The 21,395-nt window shown below is 57.2% G+C and carries 22 protein-coding genes; 12 read left to right on the top strand and 10 right to left on the bottom strand.

All coding sequences use genetic code 11. The features are described 5' to 3' along the window. Positions 1 to 142 precede the first annotated feature (142 nt). The 3 genes from DBY73_RS16455 (at position 143) to DBY73_RS16445 (ending at position 4,022) form a co-directional block, all read left to right on the top strand. Positions 143 to 1,648, top strand: a complete 1,506-nt coding sequence (locus DBY73_RS16455; protein WP_146745782.1) for a sensor domain-containing diguanylate cyclase — start codon at positions 143 to 145, stop codon at positions 1,646 to 1,648. Between the two features lie 73 nt (positions 1,649 to 1,721). Continuing rightward, entirely contained in the window at positions 1,722 to 2,486 is a 765-nt protein-coding gene (locus tag DBY73_RS16450; protein WP_112012143.1) for an EAL domain-containing protein, read from the top strand. A gap of 9 nt (positions 2,487 to 2,495) precedes the next feature. Beyond that, positions 2,496 to 4,022, top strand: a complete 1,527-nt coding sequence (locus DBY73_RS16445) for an EAL domain-containing protein (protein WP_112012142.1) — start codon at positions 2,496 to 2,498, stop codon at positions 4,020 to 4,022. Between the two features lie 45 nt (positions 4,023 to 4,067). Here the strand turns inward: DBY73_RS16445 and ssb1 are convergent, their stop codons facing one another. Next, a complete protein-coding gene (ssb1, locus tag DBY73_RS16440) occupies positions 4,068 to 4,598 on the bottom strand; it encodes a single-stranded DNA-binding protein SSB1 (protein ID WP_006810470.1) in 531 nt (176 codons plus the stop codon). Positions 4,599 to 4,844: 246 nt separating this feature from the next. On the opposite strand from ssb1, the gene uvrA reads away from it, so the two are divergent. After that, a complete protein-coding gene (gene uvrA / locus DBY73_RS16430) occupies positions 4,845 to 7,670 on the top strand; it encodes an excinuclease ABC subunit UvrA (protein WP_112012140.1) in 2,826 nt (941 codons plus the stop codon). Here the strand turns inward: uvrA and DBY73_RS16425 are convergent, their stop codons facing one another. The 4 genes from DBY73_RS16425 to tyrB all read right to left on the bottom strand — a co-directional run bounded on the left by DBY73_RS16425 (position 7,671) and on the right by tyrB (position 11,513). After that, on the bottom strand, positions 7,671 to 8,024 hold the full coding sequence (locus tag DBY73_RS16425; protein WP_112012139.1) for an MmcQ/YjbR family DNA-binding protein: 354 nt from the start codon (positions 8,022 to 8,024) through the stop codon (positions 7,671 to 7,673). It abuts the gene before it with no gap. Positions 8,025 to 8,026: 2 nt separating this feature from the next. Then, positions 8,027 to 8,443, bottom strand: a complete 417-nt coding sequence (locus tag DBY73_RS16420; protein ID WP_112012138.1) for a secondary thiamine-phosphate synthase enzyme YjbQ — start codon at positions 8,441 to 8,443, stop codon at positions 8,027 to 8,029. Between the two features lie 113 nt (positions 8,444 to 8,556). Further along, positions 8,557 to 9,270, bottom strand: a complete 714-nt coding sequence (gene aphA, locus DBY73_RS16415) for an acid phosphatase AphA (protein ID WP_112012137.1) — start codon at positions 9,268 to 9,270, stop codon at positions 8,557 to 8,559. Between the two features lie 1,049 nt (positions 9,271 to 10,319). Beyond that, positions 10,320 to 11,513 carry an aromatic amino acid transaminase gene (gene tyrB, locus DBY73_RS16410; RefSeq protein ID WP_112012136.1) on the bottom strand — a complete coding sequence of 398 codons (1,194 nt, stop codon included), beginning with the start codon at positions 11,511 to 11,513 and terminating at the stop codon, positions 10,320 to 10,322. Between the two features lie 205 nt (positions 11,514 to 11,718). Between tyrB and DBY73_RS16405 the strand changes: the two genes are divergently transcribed. The 6 genes from DBY73_RS16405 to DBY73_RS16380 all read left to right on the top strand — a co-directional run bounded on the left by DBY73_RS16405 (position 11,719) and on the right by DBY73_RS16380 (position 14,663). Then, entirely contained in the window at positions 11,719 to 12,276 is a 558-nt protein-coding gene (locus DBY73_RS16405; protein ID WP_045335167.1) for a DUF2589 domain-containing protein, read from the top strand. Between the two features lie 75 nt (positions 12,277 to 12,351). Next, complete coding sequence (locus DBY73_RS16400; protein ID WP_112012135.1) at positions 12,352 to 12,954, top strand: DUF2589 domain-containing protein; 603 nt, start codon at positions 12,352 to 12,354, stop codon at positions 12,952 to 12,954. Then, positions 12,954 to 13,403, top strand: coding sequence for a lysozyme (locus tag DBY73_RS16395; RefSeq protein WP_112012134.1), 450 nt, complete (start codon positions 12,954 to 12,956; stop codon positions 13,401 to 13,403). The genes DBY73_RS16400 and DBY73_RS16395 overlap by 1 nt, the downstream gene beginning before the upstream one ends. A gap of 25 nt (positions 13,404 to 13,428) precedes the next feature. Beyond that, positions 13,429 to 13,911 (top strand): ribonuclease domain-containing protein, encoded by a 483-nt coding sequence (locus DBY73_RS16390; protein WP_112012133.1) that lies wholly within the window; start codon positions 13,429 to 13,431, stop codon positions 13,909 to 13,911. A 52-nt stretch (positions 13,912 to 13,963) separates the two neighbouring features. Next, positions 13,964 to 14,371: a hypothetical protein gene (locus tag DBY73_RS16385; RefSeq protein ID WP_112012132.1), complete on the top strand. Its 408-nt coding sequence runs from the start codon at positions 13,964 to 13,966 to the stop codon at positions 14,369 to 14,371. Position 14,372: 1 nt separating this feature from the next. Next, positions 14,373 to 14,663, top strand: a complete 291-nt coding sequence (locus tag DBY73_RS16380; RefSeq protein ID WP_112012131.1) for a hypothetical protein — start codon at positions 14,373 to 14,375, stop codon at positions 14,661 to 14,663. 79 nt (positions 14,664 to 14,742) lie between these two features. Here DBY73_RS16380 and DBY73_RS16375 read toward each other — a convergent pair whose 3' ends face one another. Beyond that, entirely contained in the window at positions 14,743 to 15,363 is a 621-nt protein-coding gene (locus DBY73_RS16375) for a response regulator transcription factor (protein ID WP_112012130.1), read from the bottom strand. Positions 15,364 to 15,675: 312 nt separating this feature from the next. Between DBY73_RS16375 and DBY73_RS16370 the strand changes: the two genes are divergently transcribed. Further along, entirely contained in the window at positions 15,676 to 16,170 is a 495-nt protein-coding gene (locus DBY73_RS16370) for a hypothetical protein (RefSeq protein WP_146745781.1), read from the top strand. Between the two features lie 46 nt (positions 16,171 to 16,216). Here DBY73_RS16370 and alr read toward each other — a convergent pair whose 3' ends face one another. Continuing rightward, positions 16,217 to 17,296, bottom strand: coding sequence for an alanine racemase (gene alr, locus DBY73_RS16365; RefSeq protein WP_112012128.1), 1,080 nt, complete (start codon positions 17,294 to 17,296; stop codon positions 16,217 to 16,219). A gap of 8 nt (positions 17,297 to 17,304) precedes the next feature. After that, on the bottom strand, positions 17,305 to 18,717 hold the full coding sequence (dnaB, locus tag DBY73_RS16360; RefSeq protein WP_112012127.1) for a replicative DNA helicase: 1,413 nt from the start codon (positions 18,715 to 18,717) through the stop codon (positions 17,305 to 17,307). A 66-nt stretch (positions 18,718 to 18,783) separates the two neighbouring features. Between dnaB and DBY73_RS16355 the strand changes: the two genes are divergently transcribed. Beyond that, the gene (locus tag DBY73_RS16355; RefSeq protein ID WP_112012126.1) at positions 18,784 to 19,767 is read left to right on the top strand and encodes a quinone oxidoreductase; all 984 of its coding nucleotides are present in this window, start codon (positions 18,784 to 18,786) and stop codon (positions 19,765 to 19,767) included. A 184-nt stretch (positions 19,768 to 19,951) separates the two neighbouring features. On the opposite strand, the gene pspG is transcribed toward DBY73_RS16355, so the two are convergent. After that, positions 19,952 to 20,194, bottom strand: coding sequence for an envelope stress response protein PspG (gene pspG, locus DBY73_RS16350; RefSeq protein ID WP_112012125.1), 243 nt, complete (start codon positions 20,192 to 20,194; stop codon positions 19,952 to 19,954). A gap of 137 nt (positions 20,195 to 20,331) precedes the next feature. Further along, positions 20,332 to 21,327 carry a tRNA dihydrouridine(20/20a) synthase DusA gene (gene dusA / locus DBY73_RS16345; RefSeq protein ID WP_112012124.1) on the bottom strand — a complete coding sequence of 332 codons (996 nt, stop codon included), beginning with the start codon at positions 21,325 to 21,327 and terminating at the stop codon, positions 20,332 to 20,334. Positions 21,328 to 21,395 lie beyond the last annotated feature (68 nt).

The raw sequence follows: 21,395 nt of genomic DNA, 5'->3' as shown, positions 1-21,395 counted from the left end.
TATTTCCTGCGATAAATCTTATGTTGTTAATTTATTGTTTACAAAAGGCGCCTGTAGTCTAGATGTCTTAACCACCTCCTCTATGAGTTACGCGTTATTAATACCTTACGTTGGGTAAATACAAAGCAATCCGGAGTTTTCAGTGATTGAACGTTTGAATTTCAGAAGGCCGCTAAATATAAGTTTCTCGGTGATTGCCGTGACGCTTTTGTTTATTGGCATCGTGGAAAGTCTGTCGCAATGGTCTGCCACTCAGGAAGCCAAAAAAACGCAGAACCGCATCTATCTCGATAATGTCGCCGCGTTTATGGATAAGTATCTGGACGGCTACGAAAATATTATGAGAGAGATGACGCGCATTGCGGCCGAAAGGCATACCTTCGACAAACAAAATGAAAATGACCTGGCGCTACGTAACTGGATGATTGAGCGGCTGCGAATCATGCCGGACGCGCTTTCAATCATTCACGTGAGCAATAACGGCCACTACATCCGCCTGCCCTACATACCGCTAAACGGCGGGGAGAAAAACGCGTGGGATCCGCGCAAAGAGCCGTGGTTTACGCTCTCCGTTGAGGATTCAGACGAAGCGCATTACAGCATCAGCCGTGACCCGTTCGCCAATCGCGAGCGTGTCATCACCATTTCGCTGCCCATTATTGACGGGACGGACGGGACGAATACCGGTGTTCTGGCCCTGAACCTGGATTTGGAGAAAAGCACCGAGATCCTCAACACCGCGCTGCCTCCGGTAAAAAGCCGGACGTTCGTGATGAACCGTCAGGGCGAGCCGATCATCAATCCCGGGTATGAGTTCGCGCCCGGAGTACTGAAGGCCATCGCGCTGAACGCCCGAGAGTACCGGGGCGATTTTGTGATGAACAACCGGTATTACACCTACCGTACAATCGGCTCCCAGTCCTGGCTGGTTGTCCACGAGGTGGACGAGAGCGTGTTGGGCGACATCGCCTTTCGCCAGTGCATGAGCATCGTGCTGTGCACGCTGGCCGCGCTTATCGTGGTGCTTTTCTGCTGGTGGTCGACCCGCGCCGCGCTAAACGCCATCTTTATGCGCATCGCAGCCAGCATCCGCAGCGGCGACATCACTCCCGCCAGCGTGGAGGAGATCATCTACGAAGAGATCCACAGCTCGCAGCAGCGCCAGACGCTCATCGCGCATGAGGCCTTAACCGACGGCCTCACCGGGCTGAAGAATCGCCGCGCGTTTGATGCCGATGCCGCGCGCCTGAGCGCCGATCCGCACGCCTGGATTGCGATGATTGATATCGATAACTTCAAAAATATTAACGACACCTGGGGCCATACGGTCGGCGATATGGTGCTGAAAACCGTGGCTGACCTGGGCTCACGGCTGCGCGGCCTGGAGAATATCTTTCTCTATCGCTACGGCGGAGAGGAGATCGCGGTCCTCTTTCAGGGGATCTCCGCTGAAAAAGCGCAAAGCTTTCTCGAAAAATGGCGAATCACGGTGAATACGCGCTCGTTCAGGGAAAAAGATCTTAAGGTCTCCTTCAGCGCGGGGCTATGCAGGATGGGCGGCGCACCGCTGTCGGAAACCCTGGCCTGTGCCGACAGGCGGCTCTATCAGGCCAAGAAAAACGGTAAAAACAGGATCGTTGCCGAATAGCCGCCCGTAGCCCGCTTAAGTTTTGTGAAAGTTGTGTCGTTTAACGCTTTATTGGTGTGGCTACGAGGGTGGCATGGAAAAGAGTACGCATTTTGTCGTTCAGTGTGTCGAAAAGAACAGGCTCGATTCGGGTATCGATTTTGTTATCCAGCCGATTTTCGATCTCTCACGGTTTGCCTGCATCGGCGGCGAAGTTCTGGTTCGCGGTACGCACCGGCGCAATGTCGTGCCGCCGCATCTGTTTATCAGCGAGCTGGAGAAAAGCGGCGGGATTTTGCCAATGGGCGACTACATCCTGGCGCAGGCCTTTACGTTTTTAGCCAGCCAGCCGCGCGAGCGGCTGGAAAATCAGCTCTTTACGTTCAATATCTCCTGGGTTCAGCTTCAGGACGCCCATTTCGCCAAGCGCGCTCTGGCGCTGATTGCCGCGCACGCGCTAACGCCGCGTAGCCTGGTCTTTGAAATCACCGACTGCGACGTTCAGCTCGACGAGGCGGTTAAGCAGAACCTTGACGCACTGCGCGGCGCGGGGCTGAATCTGGCCTGGGATGGCATTGACAGCATGGAAACGCTTCAGTCCCGGCTCGCGCTCTACCCGCCTGATTACGTCAAGCTCGACAGAAGCTGCCTGGCGCCAGGCCATATAGACAGTACGTACGAGATGCTGGCGTACCTCGAGTCATTCGACATGGACGCGATCGTTGAGGGCATCGAAAACTATACCCATGTCTCCAGCATGCTGCGCCGCGGCGTGAAGTATGGTCAGGGGTATCTTTTCTCACGCCCGGTCAGTAAAGAAGCCTTTCATTTACACTATATGCAGCCGGAACGCGCCTAGGCGGCCACTATGGATCAGCAAAACTTTTTGCGTAATAAGAAAAATCGCCTCCTTGCCGCCGCCATTGCGTTTGTACTGACGTTAATCGTGACCACCACGCTGGCGACGATAAACGGTCTGAATAATCATGAAAAGCGGGTTGCGGAACAGGCGGAGCTCGTGCAGTCGAGCATGAACAGCATGCTGAGGGACGCGCATGAAGCAGCACACAAAGCGTCTCCGCTGCTCGGCAGGCCGTGTGATTTCAACGTTGAGAAAGCGCTGAATATGCTGCCCGGCCAGTACAAGCATATTTACTCAATCAACTTTATCCGTAATCAGCACATCAGCTGTTCCTCGCTGCTGGCCAATAAGAACGCCGATATCGGCTTCATTCTGCCGCTTGATAAAGCGCTGTGGATGTCGCGTACCGTCAGCTCACCGGATATTTACGTTATCTCGCTGATCACCCATCTTCCGCAGGGCACCCTTTACGTGGCGTCCGACCTGCGCTTCCTGTATGAAATGTTGGGAAACGACCTAATTATTGAAGTTTCGGGGAAAACATTAACCGCAGCAGGGTTGGTTAAAGACTCGCTGGCCTCTGCGCAGTTCCGCCGCTACGAGGCTCTCCCCGCACATTCGCCGCTGTATACCCTGGCGTGGCGAAAGCCGGAAATAGGCGAAATTGTCGGCTATACCCTCGACTCGTGGCTCTCGATGGGCTTTATTCTGTCCACGTCGACCATCATGGCCGCGCTGGCCTGGCAGCTGGCGATACGCCGCCACTCTCTTCATACCCAGCTGGCGTATGCCATCAGGCACCATCAGATCCACCCCCACTACCAGCCGATTATCTGCGCCAAAACCAACGCCGTTTCCGGCGCGGAGATCCTGGCGAGGTGGCATCACGACGAGCTGGGCTTTGTGCCTCCCGACGTCTTTATTCCGGTTGCGGAAAGCACCGGCCTGATTATCGACCTGACGGAAAGCCTGCTTAAGCAGGTGGTTGATGACCTTCAACAGGGTATCGCCACCTTCCCGCCGGGTTTTAAGCTCAACCTGAACATTAGCCATGCGCACGTTAGCGACAGCTCCTTCGATCTGTTCATCGACCATTGGTCCCCCATTTTTCGCGCGCTGGGCATTACGCTGGTGTTCGAAATTACGGAACGTGAAAATATTGATATCTGCGACGCCCTGACGCAAAGGATTGACCACATCAAGCGCAGCGGCATCCGGATTGCGCTGGATGATTTTGGTACAGGCTTTTCAAACCTCGCCTTCATCAGCAACCTCAGCCCCGACAGCATTAAGATTGACCGGATGTTTACCCGCCAAATCTCGCAAGAGGCGGCCACGCCGCTGATCGACTGCGTGATTGATATGGCAAAGCGGATGGACATCCTGACGACGGCGGAAGGGGTTGAATATGGCTACCAGGCGGATTACCTGAAAGCGAACCAGATAGATTGTCTGCAGGGATACTTTTTCTCAAAACCGCTCAGCTTTAGCGATTTCGCCGGATACTTAAACGCCGCCGCGATTGAGCAATAAAAAAGCCCCGTAAGGGGCTTTTTTGTTTTCTAAGGAGAGGCTGGCTTAGAACGGGATGTCGTCGTCGAAGTCCATTGGTGGCTCGTTAGACGGTGCCGGAGCGGACTGCTGCTGCGGACGAGACTGCGCGCCGCCGCTGAACTGGTTGCCGCCCTGCGGCTGCTGAGGCTGACCCCAACCGCCCTGCTGCTGGTTCTGGCCGCCGCCTGCCGGTGCGCCACCGCCCTGACGGCCACCCAGCATCTGCATGGTGCCGCCAACGTTCACCACCACTTCCGTGGTGTATTTTTCCTGACCGGACTGATCGGTCCACTTGCGGGTACGCAGCTGGCCTTCGATATAGACCTGAGAACCTTTACGCAGGTACTCACCGGCAACTTCCGCCAGCTTGCCAAACAGCACAACGCGGTGCCATTCGGTCTGCTCTTTCATTTCGCCGGTCGCTTTATCACGCCAGGATTCGGAAGTAGCCAGCGTAATGTTGGCAACTGCGCCACCACTCGGCATGTAGCGTACTTCCGGGTCCTGGCCCAGATTACCGACGAGAATCACCTTGTTTACGCCTCTGCTGGCCATGTTCGTGTCTCCTGAATACGTTTCTTAATAGTGTAAACGCGCGAGTGTACCATTTCCATGAGGCATTTTGATAGCTGCGAGATGGATTCCAGAGTTCTCGCGCGGACTCGACATTGTTACACAGTGAATCAGAAATTGCATTCCAATACTGTATATCCAGACAGGTTAAATTGTGTCATAATTAGCCGTTTCTGCCGGTTGTCCTTCAAACATACCAGGCATCCGAGTTTCTACCGGGAAAGGTGAATGGATAAGATCGAAGTACGGGGCGCACGCACCCACAATCTCAAAAATATCAACCTCGTCATCCCTCGCGACAAACTCATCGTCGTGACCGGGCTTTCGGGGTCTGGCAAATCCTCACTGGCTTTCGACACGCTGTATGCCGAAGGGCAGCGCCGCTACGTTGAGTCGCTCTCGGCGTACGCGCGTCAGTTCCTGTCGCTGATGGAAAAACCGGATGTTGACCACATTGAAGGGTTATCTCCTGCGATTTCCATCGAGCAGAAATCCACGTCGCATAACCCGCGCTCCACGGTGGGTACGATTACCGAAATTCATGACTACCTGCGCCTGCTGTACGCGCGCGTAGGCGAGCCGCGCTGCCCGGACCACGACGTCCCGCTGGCGGCGCAAACCGTCAGCCAGATGGTGGATAACGTGCTGTCGCAGCCGGAAGGCAAACGCCTGATGCTGCTGGCGCCCATCATTAAAGAGCGTAAAGGCGAGCACACCAAAACGCTGGAAAACCTGGCAAGCCAGGGCTATATCCGCGCCCGTATTGACGGCGAAGTGTGCGATCTCTCCGACCCGCCGAAGCTTGAGCTGCAAAAGAAACATACTATCGAAGTGGTGATTGACCGCTTCAAGGTCCGCGAAGATATGGCGACGCGCCTGGCAGAATCGTTTGAAACCGCGCTGGAGCTTTCCGGCGGTACGGCGGTGGTTGCCGATATGGACGACGCCAAAGCGGAAGAACTGCTCTTCTCCGCCAACTTTGCCTGCCAGATTTGCGGCTACAGCATGCGCGAGCTGGAACCGCGCCTGTTCTCCTTCAACAACCCGGCGGGCGCGTGCCCGACCTGTGACGGCCTGGGCGTGCAGCAATACTTCGACCCGGACCGCGTGATCCAGAACCCGGAGCTGTCGCTGGCGGGCGGCGCGATCCGCGGCTGGGACAAGCGTAACTTCTACTACTTCCAGATGCTGAAATCGCTGGCGGAGCACTATAAGTTCGACGTGGAAGCCCCCTGGGCGAGCCTGAGCGCGAACGTGCACAAAGTGATCCTGTTCGGCTCCGGCAAAGAGAACATCGAGTTCAAGTACATGAACGATCGCGGCGATACCTCCGTGCGCCGCCACCCGTTCGAAGGCGTGCTGCACAACATGGAGCGCCGCTATAAAGAGACCGAATCCAGCGCGGTGCGCGAGGAGCTGGCGAAGTTCATCAGCAACCGCTCCTGTGCCACCTGCGAAGGGACGCGCCTGCGTCGCGAAGCGCGCCACGTGTTCGTAGAAAACACCGCGCTGCCGACCATCTCAGACATGAGCATCGGCCACGCAATGGACTTCTTCAACAACCTCAAACTCTCCGGCCAGCGCGCGAAAATCGCCGAAAAAGTGCTGAAAGAGATTGGCGATCGCCTGAAGTTCCTCGTCAACGTGGGCCTGAACTACCTGACGCTTTCCCGCTCGGCGGAAACCCTCTCCGGCGGCGAAGCCCAGCGTATCCGCCTGGCAAGCCAGATTGGCGCAGGCCTGGTCGGCGTGATGTACGTGCTGGATGAGCCGTCCATCGGCCTGCACCAGCGCGACAACGAACGTCTGCTCGGCACGCTGGTCCACCTGCGCAACCTCGGCAACACGGTGATTGTGGTAGAGCACGACGAAGACGCGATTCGCGCCGCTGACCACGTTATCGATATTGGTCCGGGCGCGGGCGTCCACGGCGGCCAGGTGGTTGCGGAAGGCCCGCTGGATGCGATCATGGCAGTACCAGAGTCCCTGACCGGGCAGTACATGAGCGGCAAGCGCAAAATTTATGTGCCGAAGCAGCGCGTTCCGGCCAACCCGGAAAAAGTGCTCAAGCTCACCGGCGCGCGCGGCAACAACCTGAAGGACGTCACGCTGACGCTGCCGGTCGGGCTGTTTACCTGCATCACCGGCGTGTCCGGTTCCGGTAAATCGACGCTGATTAACGATACGCTGTTCCCGATTGCCCAGACGCAGCTGAACGGCGCGACGCTGGCTGAACCCGCACCGTATCGCGACATTCAGGGTCTGGAGCATTTCGACAAGGTTATCGATATCGACCAAAGCCCGATTGGACGCACCCCGCGCTCCAACCCGGCGACCTACACCGGCGTGTTTACGCCCGTGCGCGAGCTGTTTGCCGGCGTGCCGGAATCCCGCTCGCGCGGCTATACGCCGGGGCGTTTCAGCTTTAACGTGCGCGGCGGGCGCTGTGAGGCCTGTCAGGGCGACGGCGTAATCAAGGTAGAGATGCACTTCCTGCCGGATATCTACGTGCCGTGCGACCAGTGCAAAGGCAAGCGCTATAACCGTGAAACGCTGGAGATTAAGTACAAGGGCAAAACCATCCACGAAGTGCTGGACATGACCATCGAAGAGGCGCGCGAGTTCTTCGACGCCGTTCCTGCGCTGGCGCGCAAGCTGCAAACCCTGATGGACGTCGGTCTGACCTACATTCGTCTGGGACAGTCAGCCACCACGCTCTCCGGCGGCGAGGCGCAGCGCGTGAAGCTGGCGCGCGAGCTGTCCAAGCGCGGTACCGGCCAGACGCTCTACATCCTCGACGAGCCGACCACCGGCCTGCACTTTGCGGATATCCAGCAGCTGCTGGACGTGCTGCACCAGCTGCGCGATCAGGGCAACACCATCGTGGTGATTGAGCACAACCTGGACGTGATTAAAACCGCGGACTGGATTGTCGATCTCGGCCCGGAAGGCGGCAGCGGCGGCGGCGAAATTCTCGTCGCCGGCACGCCAGAAACCGTTGCTGAGTGCGAAGCCTCGCACACCGCGCGCTTCCTTAAGCCACTTCTGAAGTAGTTATACCGATAGCTGCTGTCTGACCTGTTCAGGCAGCAGCTCAACCGCCTGCTGATAAGAGGCGTCCACCAGGTAGTAAATCTGCGAATCCGGGATTGAGCCGTCAAGATAGACGGTGCTCCAGTGCGCCTTGTTGAGATGCTTGCTCGGGCGAACGTCGCTGTGCTGCTGGCGCAACAGCTCTGCCAGCTCCGGGCTGGTTTTGAGCGATGCGGCCGGGCGCCCTTCCACCTCCTTCACCATCGCAAACAGCACGTCGGCCACTTTAATCTGCGTAGCTTTCCAGTCGCTGTGGACGCTCTGCTCCGCGCCCGTCTTGCTCATGCAGTACTGAAGTATCTCCGAAATTGTCATCTTTATTCCCCTTGTAGCGTTGCGATAATGTGACGCGACCCGCCGTGAATGCGATGCTCTCCGAGCCAAATCCCCTGCCACGTTCCCAGCATTAGCCGTCCGTTGCGCACCGGAAGCGTGAGGGATACGCCCAGCAGGGAGGATTTGATGTGCGAGGGCATGTCGTCCGCCCCCTCATAGTCATGCTCATAGGGCGCATCGTCCGGAACGGCGTTCAGAAAATGACGCTCCATATCGGCGCGAACCGTGGGATCGCAATTTTCATTGAGCGTGAGAGAGGCGGAAGTATGCTGAAGCAGCAGATGGAGCAAACCCGTTTTGATGCGCGACAGATCGCGGAGCTGGCCGACGACGTCATCCGTCACCAGGTGAAATCCGCGCGGCTTTGCGCTTAAGGTCAGGGTCTGTTGATACCACATGGGCTGCTCCGTTTTGAAAGATGAATCTTTCTAAGTGTGCAGCAAGAAAACGAAAGGTAAAACCCGCAGCGGCGAGATTTGAGTAAAAAAGAATCAGTCTCGCCGCGCGTGCGTTAATACTCCGAGTTAACAATCACCTCTTCGCCAAACTTCCCGGCCATCGGCAGCGGTCGGTAAGTCGAGTTAGAGGCGCGCAGCACCCTGATCCCTCGGGCACCGACGTCGTGCGCGGCGGTGATGTCATTATCCGAATCACCGTAGAACACCTTGATGTTTTTCTGCTCCAGCCACTGGGTTTTGGTGTTTTGCCCCTCTTTATCGCCGGCGAAAATCACCGGGTTCATGCTGGCTGCGGGGATCAGGAAATCGTCCTGCAAAGTTTTAGAGACCGTTTCGGTTTTGGTCTGACTGCGCCCCGTAACGAAGTAGATGCTGTCTCCGCGCTTCACGTGCATGGCTATGAGCGCGCGGCCCACCTCTTTCGGAATGCTGAATTCGTCCCAGCCGTTGTTCATCTTTTCCCAGAATTCCGGGTTCTTCAGATAGTCTTCGCTCTCCGGCGAGTAGGTTTTCTTGCCGCGCCAGAAGCCCGGGCTTGAGAACAGCACGGTATCGTCAATGTCGAAACCGACGGCCATCGGCGGACGCCCCATCAGGCTGTTTTCGATTTGCGCGACGGAGACCCAGTGAATAGGCGCCTGTTCGGCGAGGATGGCGGCGGTGGTGCCGGCGTAGAGCGGCGTCGGCGCGGAGGCGCGCGCAACAACAGCGCTGTTAAGCGAGAACAATAAGCAGGCGGCGCTGAGCGCCAGTGTGATCTTGCGCATTTTTTCCCCTGAATATTCAGATCGTTATCTTTTTATTTTGAGCGGATGGTCAAAAAGCATTCCGACCATAACCCCACCGTGAGGTGAAGGGAAGGAGTTTTTGCTTATGAAGTTGAATAAAAAGAAGAAGATCACAGAGTGATGGGAAACGTTTACGTGCGGCCTGTTGCCCTCACCCCGGCCCTCTCCCACGGGGAGAGGGAGAAAATACAGCCCGCAGGCCCGGTTAGCGCCGCGCCGCCGGACAAGATTTCTGCGGCCTGCTGCCCTCACTCCGGCCCTCTCCCACGGGAAGAGGGAGAACACCCAGCCCGCAGGCCCGGTTAGCGCCGCGCCGCCGGGCAAGATTTCTGCGGCCTGTTGCCCTCACTCCGGCCCTCTCCCACGGGGAGCGGGAGAACACCCAGCCCGCAGGCCCGGTTAGCGCCGCGCCGCCGGGCAAGATTTCTGCGGCCTGTTGCCCTCACCCCGGCCCTCTCCCACGGGGAGAGGGAGAAAATACAGCCCGCAGGCCCGGTTAGCGCCGCGCCGCCGGACAAGATTTCTGCGGCCTGTTGCCCTCACTCCGGCCCTCTCCCACGGGGAGAGGGAGAACACCCAGCCCGCAGGCCCGGTAAGCGCCGCGCCGCCGGGCAAGATTTCTGCGGCCTGTTACCCTCACTCCGGCCCTCTCCCACGGGGAGAGGGAGAACACCCAGCCCGCAGGCCCGGTTAGCGCCGCGCCGCCGGACAAGATTTCTGCGGCCTGTTGCCCTCACCCCGGCCCTCTCCCACGGGGAGAGGGAGAAAATACAGCCCGCAGGCCCGGTTAGCGCCGCGCCGCCGGGCAAGATTTCTGCGGCCTGTTGCCCTCACTCCGGCACAGAATACTCCCTCTCCCTTGAGGGAGAGGGCTGGGGTGAGGGGGAACATACGGCTGTGGCGGTAATTTCGTTCGCTTTACGAGCCTTGCTACTCTGAAATCACACGGCTCGTGAACGTGTTAAGGAGGCTCACCGCCGCCTCCTTAACCATCCTGGCTCCTGGGACAGAAAATCGATAGTGAGTACTTACATTACTGCGGCAAACGCCTGCGCCACGCGATGAACGTTGCTGGCATTCAGACCCGCCACGCACATACGGCCGCTGGCGATCAGGTAGACGCCGAACTCTTCGCGCAGCCTGTCGACCTGAGCGGCGCTCAGGCCGGTGTAGCTAAACATGCCGCGCTGCTTGAGCAGGTAGTCGAAGTTATGCCCCGGCACAGCCTCTTTCAGCACGTTAACCAGCTCCTGGCGCATCGAGAGGATGCGCTTGCGCATCGCTTCCACTTCCGCAAGCCAGGACGCCTTAAGCTGCTCGTCACCGAGAACCGTCGCCACCACCTGCGCGCCAAATGCTGGCGGGCTGGAGTAAATGCGGCGCACCGTCGCCTTAAGCTGGCCGAGCACGCGACCTGCCGCTTCGGCGTCTTCACACACCACGGACAGACCGCCCACGCGCTCGCCGTACAGAGAGAAAATTTTCGAGAACGAATTGCTGACCAGCGCCGGCAGGCCCGCGCTGGCAATCGCGCGGATCGCGTAGGCATCTTCTTCCATGCCCGCACCAAAGCCCTGATAGGCAATATCGAGGAACGGGATCAGGTTACGCGCCTTCAGCACCTCGATGACCGCATCCCACTGTGCGTTGGTGAGGTCTGCGCCGGTTGGGTTATGGCAGCACGGATGCAGCAGCACGATGCTGCGCGCCGGCAGGGTATTCAGCTTTTCCAGCAGCGCGTCAACGCGCACGCCGTTGGTTTCGCGATCAAACCACGGGTAGGTCGCGACCGTAAAGCCCGCGCCCTCGAAGATAGCCACATGGTTTTCCCACGTCGGGTCGCTGACCCACACGCCGGAATCCGGGAAGTATTTTTTCAGGAAGTCAGCGCCGACCTTCAGCGCGCCCGAGCCGCCCAGCGTCTGGATCGTTGCCACGCGTTTTTGCGCGAGCACCGCGTGATCGGCGCCAAACAGCAGCGGCGCAATCGTGTTGCGGTAGGTGTTTAACCCTTCCATCGGCAGATAAAGCGAAGCGCCGTGCGGCTGCGCATTGAGGCGCGCTTCGGCCTGAGCCACCGCGTTCAGCTGGGGAATAATGCCGTCCTCGTTGTAATAAAGGCCGATGCTCAGGTTCACTTTATCGCTGCGGGGATCTTCTTTAAAACGCTCCATCAAGGAGAGAATGGGGTCGCCGGCGTAGGCGTCTACTTTCTGAAACACGCGATGATTCTCCGGGTTATTATGAGGCAGGAAATTCAACAATAAACCGGAACATGACGTAACACCACCCTTTCGCCCTATCCTGCGATCGGCATAGGTTTTATGCGCCCCTTTCCCCTGCCGTTTACCTAATTCTGCCCCCTGATTCACTCCCGTAATGTAGCTCCTGCGCAACCGCGCATTCATCGATTCAGGAGTTCACATTATGGATTCACAATTTATCGGTTCAGTTATTAACGCCCTGCCGCTGGAGCATATGATCGGCGGTCCGCTGCAGGCGATGATCAAAGCGCAGGTGCAGGCCAGCAAGTCCTACACCGATTTTCTGCTCTCCGTCTGTATTAAGGACGGCAAGGCCGTCGCGATCGAGTTTGATTACGACGAAACCGTGGTCGACGAGCAGGGCGTCAACAAGGGCAGCGTTACGCGAAAAATGAGCATTCCGCTGCTGGCGGCGATCACCCACCCCATCATTTGTATCGAAGACGGTACGATTGATTTCGAGCTGGAAGTCAGCCAGAGCGAAGCCAGCTCCAGCAGCACGGAAGCGGAAGCCTCCGTCGAAGCGTCCGTGGGCTGGGGCGTGTTCAAAGCGAAAATGACCGGCAAAGTTTCGCATAAATCAGAGCAAACCCGCTCAACCGATACGCGCGCTAAATACTCCATCCACACGCAGATTAAGCGTCAGGAACCGCCTGAAGCGCTGCAGCGCGTGATTGACTATCTCACCAACGCTAAAACCAAGCCTGTCGCCGCGCAGTAATCCTTCACGCAGCGATAATCGCGCGATTCCATAACGCAGGGGCCGCCTGAGGCGGCCCTTTTTCAGGAGCGAATGATGTCTTTTAAAACATGGTTACGCGGCGACAGGGATGAAGATCCACAAAACAAAGCCGGCAAAGAGCCTGACGGAACGCCACCTCCGATACCGGACGCTGCCCCGCCGCCGCCCGGCGGTATCCCGGGCACGCCCGTGTCGCTCGAGGATATTACGCGCGGGATGCAATACGCCGCCACGGCCGCCAATGAGCTTATCGCTCAGCAGTATATGAAGGCGCTGGACCCCTTTTTCGAACCCGCAGAAGACGGGTCATTAATTCCGCGCACCGTACAGCTGGCGCTGGATGAAAACCACTATTTCGATCTGCCCCTGGTGGCGCTTTCAACGCCGCGGGGGCTGATGCTGGAAAAAATGAAGGTCAACCTGACTATCCGCACGGAAGGGATGCAGGCCCCTTCCCGGCAGTCGGGCGAAAACGAGTTTGGCCGTTTTCACGTCAGCCTTTCTCCTTCCAGCGAGAGCAAAGGCGGGCGCGACAGCCGCCACGTTGACGTCGAGATGCAGTTTACCGCACTCGAACCGCCGGAAAGCGTCATGCGTTTGATTGACGAATATACCAACAAGGTGATTCCCCGTCCGAAAGTACAGGAGACTCCGTAATGCAAAAACAACCAGAACGTACAGGTGATAAGGGCGTGCAGCTTATTTGCCAGTTTGAGGGGCTGAAGCTGGAACGCTACCGCGACGCGGTAGGCCTGTGGACCATCGGCTACGGCCATTTGATCCTGAAGGAGGAGATGCAAAAGCTGACCAAAGTGACGACCGGAGAAGCCAAACAGCTGCTGCGAAACGATCTCAAGCGCACGGAAGACGGCGTGAAAAAGCTGCTGAGCCAGTCGGCAACGCAAAGCCAGTTCGATGCGCTGGTCTCCTTCGCCTTTAACCTCGGCGTCGGCAATTTAAAGAAATCTACGCTGCTGAAAAAATTCAACGCGGGCGATATCCAGGGGGCCGCCCTGCAGTTCAAAAGCTGGAATAAAGCGGGAGGAAAAGTGTTGGCGGGCCTGACGCGTCGGCGCGAAGCCGAGATGAAGCTTTTCCTCAATTAACCCATCGAATTTTAAAGGATACGGCATGAAAAATACGATCAAAACCGGCTCGTTCGTTCTGGCTATGGCGCTGTTCAGCCATAGCGTCGCAGCGGCAGAGATGCAGACCTGCGAGCAGGAAATCAATGCGGTAAACGCTTTTCTGAGCCACAGCGGCTCGCCCGCGATCGTTAACGTGGCCGATTTCGCCACCACGCTTCGCACGCTGAACACCACCGGTCGACTACCGCCTAAATACATCACCAGCGATGAAGCACGGCGTCTGGGCTGGTCGGGCAAGGACACGGACGGCCTGTGGGGATTAACGCCCACCAATGGTAAATGGATAGGTGGGGATAGCCTTCAGAACAACACGCTGCCTGCCAACGCGGCGTGGTACAGCGCCGACGTTGACGTGCTGAAGGGTTTTCGCGGTGAAAAGCGCCTGGCCTATACCCTCTCCGGCCCGCAGCGCTTTTACTCCCCAGATAAGAATCAGCATTTTGTTGAAATCAGTCCCTGCCGGTAAGCATCGTCTCCACGCCTGAACCGGCGTGGAGACGATTCACGAGGAGTTCTCCATGAGCAGCATTGTGACCCCAACCCTGATTAATGAAGGCCTGTTGGCCGTGGCTGGCCTTTTTGGCGGCGTAAGTGTGTCTTTTTTTTGGCAGCCGCGAAAGCTCCAGCAGCACAGCCGGTTTATTGCTGGCGTCATCATCGGCAGCATCAGCATGTGCGCGGCGTTCGCCCTCGGAGGCTTCACCGCGCGATGGCTAAAAATCGATCTTAACGATTCGGATATCACGCTGGGGCTGGGCTACATCGTCGGGGCCATAAGCAATGGGCTGATTGTCTGGCTGGCCAACTTTTTTCGGCGCCACGAGCAGCAGGATATCTTTGACGTTGCCAGTGAGCTTAAAAAACGCGTGAGCCGGGATAAATTACCCGTGGCAGGGACATCAGGCCGTAAACAAAGCGGAGAATAACATGAATAGCGTTTCTCAATGGTGGCTATTGTTTTTTACCATTATGGTCGATCTTTCCACCTCGTTAATTATTCTCTTTTGTGCCTACAGCCGCCGCATAGCGCATCTCCACATCGCTTATAAAGTGGGGTTAGCGGCCGTGGCGTTTGGTCTGTTTGCACAAAGCGGGATTAATATTAATTTTCTTTTTACTGGCGTAGATGACGTCACCGATAGCGTACCGTTCTGGCTGCTACAGGATTTTGGCACGTTACTTATCATCTTCGGGTATTTCATCTTTAAAATAAAATAATGAAACGGCGCGAGATTGCGAACGCGCTCGCGCCATAACAATAAAGCGGTCTGTCTGTGTGAAGAAAATATACAATATATTATTTAAAAATTTCGTGATTTGTGACGTAGTTAAAATAAAGCCTTGCCGCCTGCGTTCGGTTATTTACCTGTAGGCGATTAAAAATAGATTCCAGATGGACCTTCACCGTACCGGCGCTAATATTCAGCTGACGGCCAATTTGCTTATTCGTGCCTCCCCTTGCCAGAAGCTCAAGCACTTGCTGCTGACGGTGGCTGAGGAGCGTGACCGAGGCATCGTTTGCCATCTTATCATCCACCAACACCACCTGCTCCGGGAAGCAGATAACGCCCGCCAGGGCCATCTTCAGGACCAGGCCAATCTTCTCAACGGGCTGATCTTTCGTCACCACGCCCTTAATATTTTGCTTAAGATAATCGCTAAACATTTTTCCCGTCGTCTTCCGGAACATAACGACAACCGGGATTTTAGGATGCGCCTGATGGAGTGCCGGTAAAAACTGCATGCAGTCCATATCGCCATCCAGCAGTATCAGATTGTATGATGCGTCGCGTAATAGATTCATCGCATCATCACAGCTGTGCGCGGCTGCAACATGGCATTCTGGTATGAGCTTCTCAAGCTCTACTCTCATACCCGAAATATACAACGGCAGCTCGTCAATCATAAGAATATTCATAACAAATAAACCTCTTAATGTCTATTTTCCCATTAGCTCTTTGTCACTATACCTATTCGCACTGAGTATGAATCTTAAAAACAAAGTGAGAAAACAGCATTTGTCATATGACATACGCATTATATTTACCTGCATATTTAAGCCACGCTAATTCAGCATTAAGGATTGCTTTATCACATTGGAATTAATTTATGGAATAAACGGCACTTTATGCCGTAAGGCATATTTTCAGCGCAGCAGGATTTTAATACTGTCATAACGCATTCTGTATGAGAATGTTAATAAATTAAATTATTTGAAGAGGATATTAATATGAATATTCATTGGTTTACACAACCTCAAAACTCGTATGCTTCCTGCTATTTATACAATACGGAAACGCACGCATTTTGCCGGGTGCGCATTGAGCTTAATCGTAACGATGAGGACGGCACGTTTGTCTCCTTTTATCCGTCGCGTGCGGTGGGGTTTGTGGCGGATGGGCAAAATTACCGCACCAGCCAGAACGCGCGCTGGAGCATAAACGACGAGCACCGCCTGCGCTACGACGGTACGGTTTTGCCTCAGGATCCCCGTGAAGGCTATACCGTGTTCGACAGCACGACGCCGGCAAGATTTGTCCATCGCGGCAACGCGATCACCGTCACGCCGCGCCTACCGGCGGGAATTACTCAGGAGGATATGGTGGAACTGGCGCGGCTGGTGATGCTTGAACGCCCTGCGGCTCGCGTCCAGCTGACCGCACGCGATGCTTCTGCGGAAACGCTGCGCGACGCCATTCTGGATGCGATTCGGGCGCGCCGCTAGCGGGTAAACTTTCGGGCGGCCCGCGCTCTGCGACGCCGCCCCTGGCTTAGTCGACGTACTTCATCGCCACGCGCGACGTCAGTCGGGTAATAAGTTCGTAAGCACTCACTCCCGTCATTTCAGCAATGCGTTCAACGGGCAGCCCTTCACCCCACATCACCACCGGATCGCCCGCCTTGTCCTGCGCCTCTGGCCCCAGGTCAACGCAGATCATGTCCATCGCCACGCGGCCGACAATCTTCGCTTCACGGCCGTTGACCAGCACCGGCGTGCCGGACGGTGCCGCGCGCGGATAGCCATCACCGTAGCCCATCGCGACGACGCCGAGACGCGTATCGCGCTCGCTGGTCCACGTGCCGCCGTAGCCCACCGGCTCGCCCGCCTTGTGATCGCGCACGGCGATCAGGTTAGACACCAGCGACATCACCGGCTGGAAGCCAAAGTCTGGCCCCCACGGCTTGTTCTCCAGCGGCGATACGCCGTAAAGAATAATCCCCGGGCGCGCCCAGTCGAAGTGCGACTGCGGCCACAGCAGAATGCCGCCGGACGCGGCAATCGAGCGCGCGCCGGGCTTGCCTTCGCAGAAGGTGTTGAAGATATCAAGCTGCTGCTCGGTCGCCCCGCACTCTGGCTCGTCCGCGCGGGCAAAATGGCTGACGATATTCACCGGCTGGCGCACGTTTTTGCACTGGCACAGGCGCTGATAAAACGCCTCCGCCTTTTCCGGGCGCACGCCCAGGCGGTGCATGCCGGTGTCGAGCTTCATCCAGACGGTCACCGGCTCGCTCAGCTCGGCGGTTTCCAGCGCGGCCAGCTGCTCTTCGTTGTGCACCGCGGTGTGCAGATGTTGATCCGCGATGGTCGGCAGGTCCGATGCTTCAAAAAAGCCTTCGAGCAGCAGGATCGGCTGGGTAATCCCGCCCGCGCGCAGGCGGAGGGCTTCTTCAAGACGGGCGACGCCAAAGGCGTCGGCATCGGGGAGCGTTCGCGCGGTCTCAAGAAGACCGTGTCCGTAAGCGTTCGCTTTCACGACTGCAACGAGCCTGCTGGCGGGCGCCAGTTCTCGCAGACGTTGCAGGTTGTGTCGCAGAGCGCGGCGGTTAATAACAACAGTTGCCGCTTGCATGTGAATCCTTATTCGTCGTCGTACTGCGGTCCCGCATAGTTATCAAAGCGCGACCATTGTCCGTTAAAGGTCAGACGCACCGTCCCGATCGGGCCGTTACGCTGCTTACCAATGATAATTTCGGCGATCCCTTTCAGGTCGCTGTTCTCGTGATAAACCTCATCACGGTAGATGAACATGATTAAGTCGGCATCCTGCTCGATGGAGCCAGACTCACGCAGGTCGGAGTTGACCGGACGCTTGTCGGCACGTTGTTCCAGGGAGCGGTTAAGCTGCGACAGCGCCACCACCGGCACGTGCAGCTCCTTTGCCAGCGCCTTAAGCGAGCGGGAGATCTCGGCGATTTCCAGCGTACGGTTGTCGGAGAGTGACGGGACGCGCATCAGCTGAAGGTAGTCGATCATGATCAGGCCGATGCCGCCGTGCTCGCGCGCGATGCGGCGCGCGCGGGAGCGCACTTCCGTTGGCGTCAGGCCGGAGGAGTCATCAATGTAGATGTTGCGTTTTTCCAGCAGAATGCCCATGGTGCCGGAGATGCGCGCCCAGTCCTCGTCGTCGAGCTGGCCGGTACGAATACGGGTCTGGTCGACGCGCGACAGCGACGCCAGGGAACGCATCATGATCTGCTCTGAGGGCATCTCAAGGCTGAAAATCAGCACAGGCTTATCCTGAAGCATCGCCGCGTTTTCAACGAGGTTCATCGCAAAGGTGGTTTTACCCATCGACGGACGCGCCGCAACGATAATCAGATCCGAGGGCTGTAGGCCCGCGGTTTTCTTATTGAGATCGTCATAGCCGGTGTTGACGCCGGTGACGCCGTCGTGCGGCTGCTGGAACAGCTGTTCGATACGCGCAACGGTGGCGTCGAGCACGTCGGCGATGTTTTTCGGGCCTTCGTCCTTATTCGCGCGGCTTTCGGCGATTTTAAAGACGCGGGACTCGGCGAGATCGAGCAGATCTTCGCTGGTGCGCCCCTGCGGATCGAAGCCCGCTTCGGCGATCTCATTCGCCACCGAGATCATCTCACGCACCACCGCGCGTTCGCGCACGATGTCGGCGTAGGCGCTGATGTTTGCCGCACTTGGCGTATTTTTCGACAGTTCTGCCAGATAGGCGAAGCCACCGCAGCTGTCGAGTTGCCCCAGACGCTCCAGCGATTCCGCCAGCGTGATCAGGTCAATCGGGCTGCCGGACTCCTGCAGACGCGCCATTTCGGTGAAAATGTGGCGATGCGGGCGGGTGTAAAAATCTTCCGCCACGACGCGCTCGGCGACGTCGTCCCAGCGTTCGTTATCCAGCATTAAACCGCCCAACACCGACTGTTCCGCTTCAATCGAGTGCGGCGGGACTTTTAGCCCGGCAACCTGGAAATCACGGTCGCGTGGCTCAGTCTGTTTGTTGAAGGGTTTGTTTCCTGCCATAGTGAATGGAGTTACCGAGATAAAGAGTGGGTCGAAAGATTACCATATTTTTCTTACGGAGGGAGCATGGCAACGCGCATTGAATTTCAGAAGCATGGTGGGCCAGACGTACTGAAAGCGGTGGAGTTTACCCCCGCCGCGCCTGGCGAAAACGAGGTTCAGGTCGAAAACAAAGCTATCGGTATCAACTACATTGATACCTACATTCGCAGCGGCCTCTATCCGCCGCCGTCGATGCCGAGCGGGCTGGGAACCGAGGCGGCAGGCGTGGTGATGAAAGTGGGCAGCGCCGTTAAGCACATTAAAGAAGGCGATCGCGTGGTGTATGCGCAATCTGCCCTGGGCGCCTACAGCTCCGTTCATAACGTCCCGGCGGATAAAGCCGCCCTGCTGCCGAATGCTATCTCCTTTGAACAGGCCGCCGCCTCGTTCCTGAAAGGGCTGACGGTCTATTACCTGCTGCGCAAAACCTACGAAATTAAACCCGACGAGCAGTTCCTGTTCCACGCGGCCGCGGGCGGCGTCGGGCTGATCGCCTGCCAGTGGGCGAAAGCGCTGGGCGCGAAGCTGATCGGCACCGTGGGCAGCGCGCAGAAGGCGCAGCGGGCGCTCGACGCAGGCGCCTGGCAGGTCATTAACTACCGTGAAGAGAGCATCGTCGAACGCCTTAAGGAGATCACCAGCGGGAAGAAGGTGCGCGTAGTGTATGACTCGGTGGGTAAAGACACCTGGGAATCGTCGCTGGACTGCCTGCAGCGCCGCGGCCTGATGGTGAGCTTCGGCAACGCGTCAGGCGCGGTGACCGGCGTGAATTTGGGCATTCTTAATCAGAAAGGGTCGCTGTACGTCACGCGTCCTTCCCTGCAGGGCTACATCACCTGTCGGGAAGAGCTGGAAGAGGCCAGCAACGAACTGTTTTCGCTGATCGCCAGCGGCGTGATTAAAGTGGACGTGGCGGATGCGCAGAAGTACCCGCTGACCGAGGCGCAGCGCGCGCATGAGGTGCTGGAAAGCCGGGCGACGCAGGGATCGAGCCTGCTGCTCCCCTAGGCCCTAAAAAGAAATTGGGCTTCCCGTGGGAAGCCCTTTCTTTTTTTAGTTCGGCCGTATGTAGGGTACAGCTCGATGAATTCTGTAGCGGCAGACATAGTGACAGATTCGATAAGTAAATCCTATTCTGTTCTTAGCCGCGCTGCCGGAAAAGTTGCAGGTATGTGACGAACCCCTCAATACCTTAGTAACGGAATCGGTTATTACGCTGATAAGTAGGAAGTTTTGGCGATTTAATCGCCCGTATTACCCACACCACGGCAACCGCCAGCAGGAGCCACGGCAGCAGCTTAATCGTCAGGGCAAACAGGCCACCGATAAACATCACTACCGTCGCCACGACGATGGCGGCCAGAATGCCGAACAGCGAAACGCCCGTCACCAGCAGCATCATGAAAAAGCCAATCACAAAAAGCAGTTCTAACATGGTTCTCTCCCACGCGTATCCCGAATGATACCGTTGTCATTACAAGAATCGCGCCAAAAATAACTCGTTGTTCTAAAAGCAAAACGCCCCGCAACGTTGTGCAGGGCGTGGTGAATTTGACGATCTTTTAGCGAAATTTAGCGCTTGTCGGCAACCAGACGCAGCGCGTGTTCAAGCACTTCGATGTCCGCCCCCGCCTTGTGCGCGTTCTCGCTCAGGTAGCGACGCCACTGGCGCGCCCCCGGTATGCCCTGGAACAGGCCCAACATATGGCGGGTAATGTGGCCGAGATAAGTGCCGTTGCTCAGCTCGCGCTCAATGTACGGGTACATGGCGCGCACCACGGATACGGGGTCAGTATCAGCGCCCTCGACGCCATAGATTTCACGATCCACCGTCGCCAGAATGCCCGGATTTTGATACGCCTCGCGGCCTACCATCACGCCGTCCATGTGCGCCAGGTGCGCCTTGGCCTCTTCAAGCGATTTAATGCCGCCGTTAATCGACATCGTCAGATGCGGGAAGTCACGCTTCAGCTGGTACACGCGCGGGTAGTCCAGCGGCGGGATCTCGCGGTTCTCTTTCGGGCTCAGGCCGGAAAGCCAGGCTTTGCGCGCGTGGATGATGAACATCTCGCACTCGCCCTTCCCTGAAACCGTGTCGATGAAATCGCACAGAAACGCGTAGCTGTCCTGGTCGTCGATGCCGATGCGGGTTTTCACCGTCACCGGAATGGACACCACGTCGCGCATGGCTTTGATGCAGTCAGCAACCAGCGGCGCGTTGCCCATCAGGCACGCGCCGAACATGCCGTTTTGCACGCGGTCGGACGGACAGCCGACGTTAAGGTTGATCTCGTCATAGCCGCGCGCTTCAGCGAGCTTCGCGCACTGCGCCAGGGCCGCCGGATCGCTGCCGCCAAGCTGCAGCGCAACCGGATGCTCTTCTTCGCTATACGCCAGGTAGTCGCCCTTACCGTGAATAATCGCCCCGGTGGTCACCATTTCGGTGTACAGCAGCGTGTGGCGGGAGAGCTGGCGCAGGAAAAAGCGGCAGTGTCTGTCCGTCCAGTCGAGCATCGGCGCAATGGAGAAACGGTGTGCAGGGAAAGCGGTCTGTAATTCTGACGACATGGCGAAGTTTTAAGCATCTGGTGGAAAAGGGGCGCTACTATAGCACAAAGAAAAGCCGGAGGCGCAGC

This window comes from Enterobacter sp. RIT418 (assembly GCF_003057745.1).
In the GTDB taxonomy this organism is placed as follows: Bacteria; Pseudomonadota; Gammaproteobacteria; order Enterobacterales; family Enterobacteriaceae; genus Enterobacter.
This window is presented reverse-complemented; position numbering and strand designations above follow the sequence as displayed.

Excerpts from the sequence above, each read along its gene's own strand:
- DBY73_RS16390 (WP_112012133.1), top strand. The coding sequence starts at position 13,429 with ATGAAAAATACGATCAAAACCGGCTCGTTCGTTCTGGCTATGGCGCTG.
- DBY73_RS16450 (WP_112012143.1), top strand. The coding sequence starts at position 1,722 with ATGGAAAAGAGTACGCATTTTGTCGTTCAGTGTGTCGAAAAGAACAGG.
- ssb1 (WP_006810470.1), bottom strand. The coding sequence starts at position 4,598 with ATGGCCAGCAGAGGCGTAAACAAGGTGATTCTCGTCGGTAATCTGGGC.
- DBY73_RS16375 (WP_112012130.1), bottom strand. The coding sequence starts at position 15,363 with ATGAATATTCTTATGATTGACGAGCTGCCGTTGTATATTTCGGGTATG.
- DBY73_RS16355 (WP_112012126.1), top strand. The coding sequence starts at position 18,784 with ATGGCAACGCGCATTGAATTTCAGAAGCATGGTGGGCCAGACGTACTG.
- DBY73_RS16400 (WP_112012135.1), top strand. The coding sequence starts at position 12,352 with ATGTCTTTTAAAACATGGTTACGCGGCGACAGGGATGAAGATCCACAA.
- DBY73_RS16420 (WP_112012138.1), bottom strand. The coding sequence starts at position 8,443 with ATGTGGTATCAACAGACCCTGACCTTAAGCGCAAAGCCGCGCGGATTT.
- dnaB (WP_112012127.1), bottom strand. The coding sequence starts at position 18,717 with ATGGCAGGAAACAAACCCTTCAACAAACAGACTGAGCCACGCGACCGT.
- uvrA (WP_112012140.1), top strand. The coding sequence starts at position 4,845 with ATGGATAAGATCGAAGTACGGGGCGCACGCACCCACAATCTCAAAAAT.
- DBY73_RS16425 (WP_112012139.1), bottom strand. The coding sequence starts at position 8,024 with ATGACAATTTCGGAGATACTTCAGTACTGCATGAGCAAGACGGGCGCG.
- dusA (WP_112012124.1), bottom strand. The coding sequence starts at position 21,327 with ATGTCGTCAGAATTACAGACCGCTTTCCCTGCACACCGTTTCTCCATT.
- DBY73_RS16370 (WP_146745781.1), top strand. The coding sequence starts at position 15,676 with ATGAATATTCATTGGTTTACACAACCTCAAAACTCGTATGCTTCCTGC.
- DBY73_RS16385 (WP_112012132.1), top strand. The coding sequence starts at position 13,964 with ATGAGCAGCATTGTGACCCCAACCCTGATTAATGAAGGCCTGTTGGCC.
- pspG (WP_112012125.1), bottom strand. The coding sequence starts at position 20,194 with ATGTTAGAACTGCTTTTTGTGATTGGCTTTTTCATGATGCTGCTGGTG.
- aphA (WP_112012137.1), bottom strand. The coding sequence starts at position 9,270 with ATGCGCAAGATCACACTGGCGCTCAGCGCCGCCTGCTTATTGTTCTCG.
- DBY73_RS16445 (WP_112012142.1), top strand. The coding sequence starts at position 2,496 with ATGGATCAGCAAAACTTTTTGCGTAATAAGAAAAATCGCCTCCTTGCC.
- DBY73_RS16380 (WP_112012131.1), top strand. The coding sequence starts at position 14,373 with ATGAATAGCGTTTCTCAATGGTGGCTATTGTTTTTTACCATTATGGTC.
- DBY73_RS16395 (WP_112012134.1), top strand. The coding sequence starts at position 12,954 with ATGCAAAAACAACCAGAACGTACAGGTGATAAGGGCGTGCAGCTTATT.
- alr (WP_112012128.1), bottom strand. The coding sequence starts at position 17,296 with ATGCAAGCGGCAACTGTTGTTATTAACCGCCGCGCTCTGCGACACAAC.
- DBY73_RS16405 (WP_045335167.1), top strand. The coding sequence starts at position 11,719 with ATGGATTCACAATTTATCGGTTCAGTTATTAACGCCCTGCCGCTGGAG.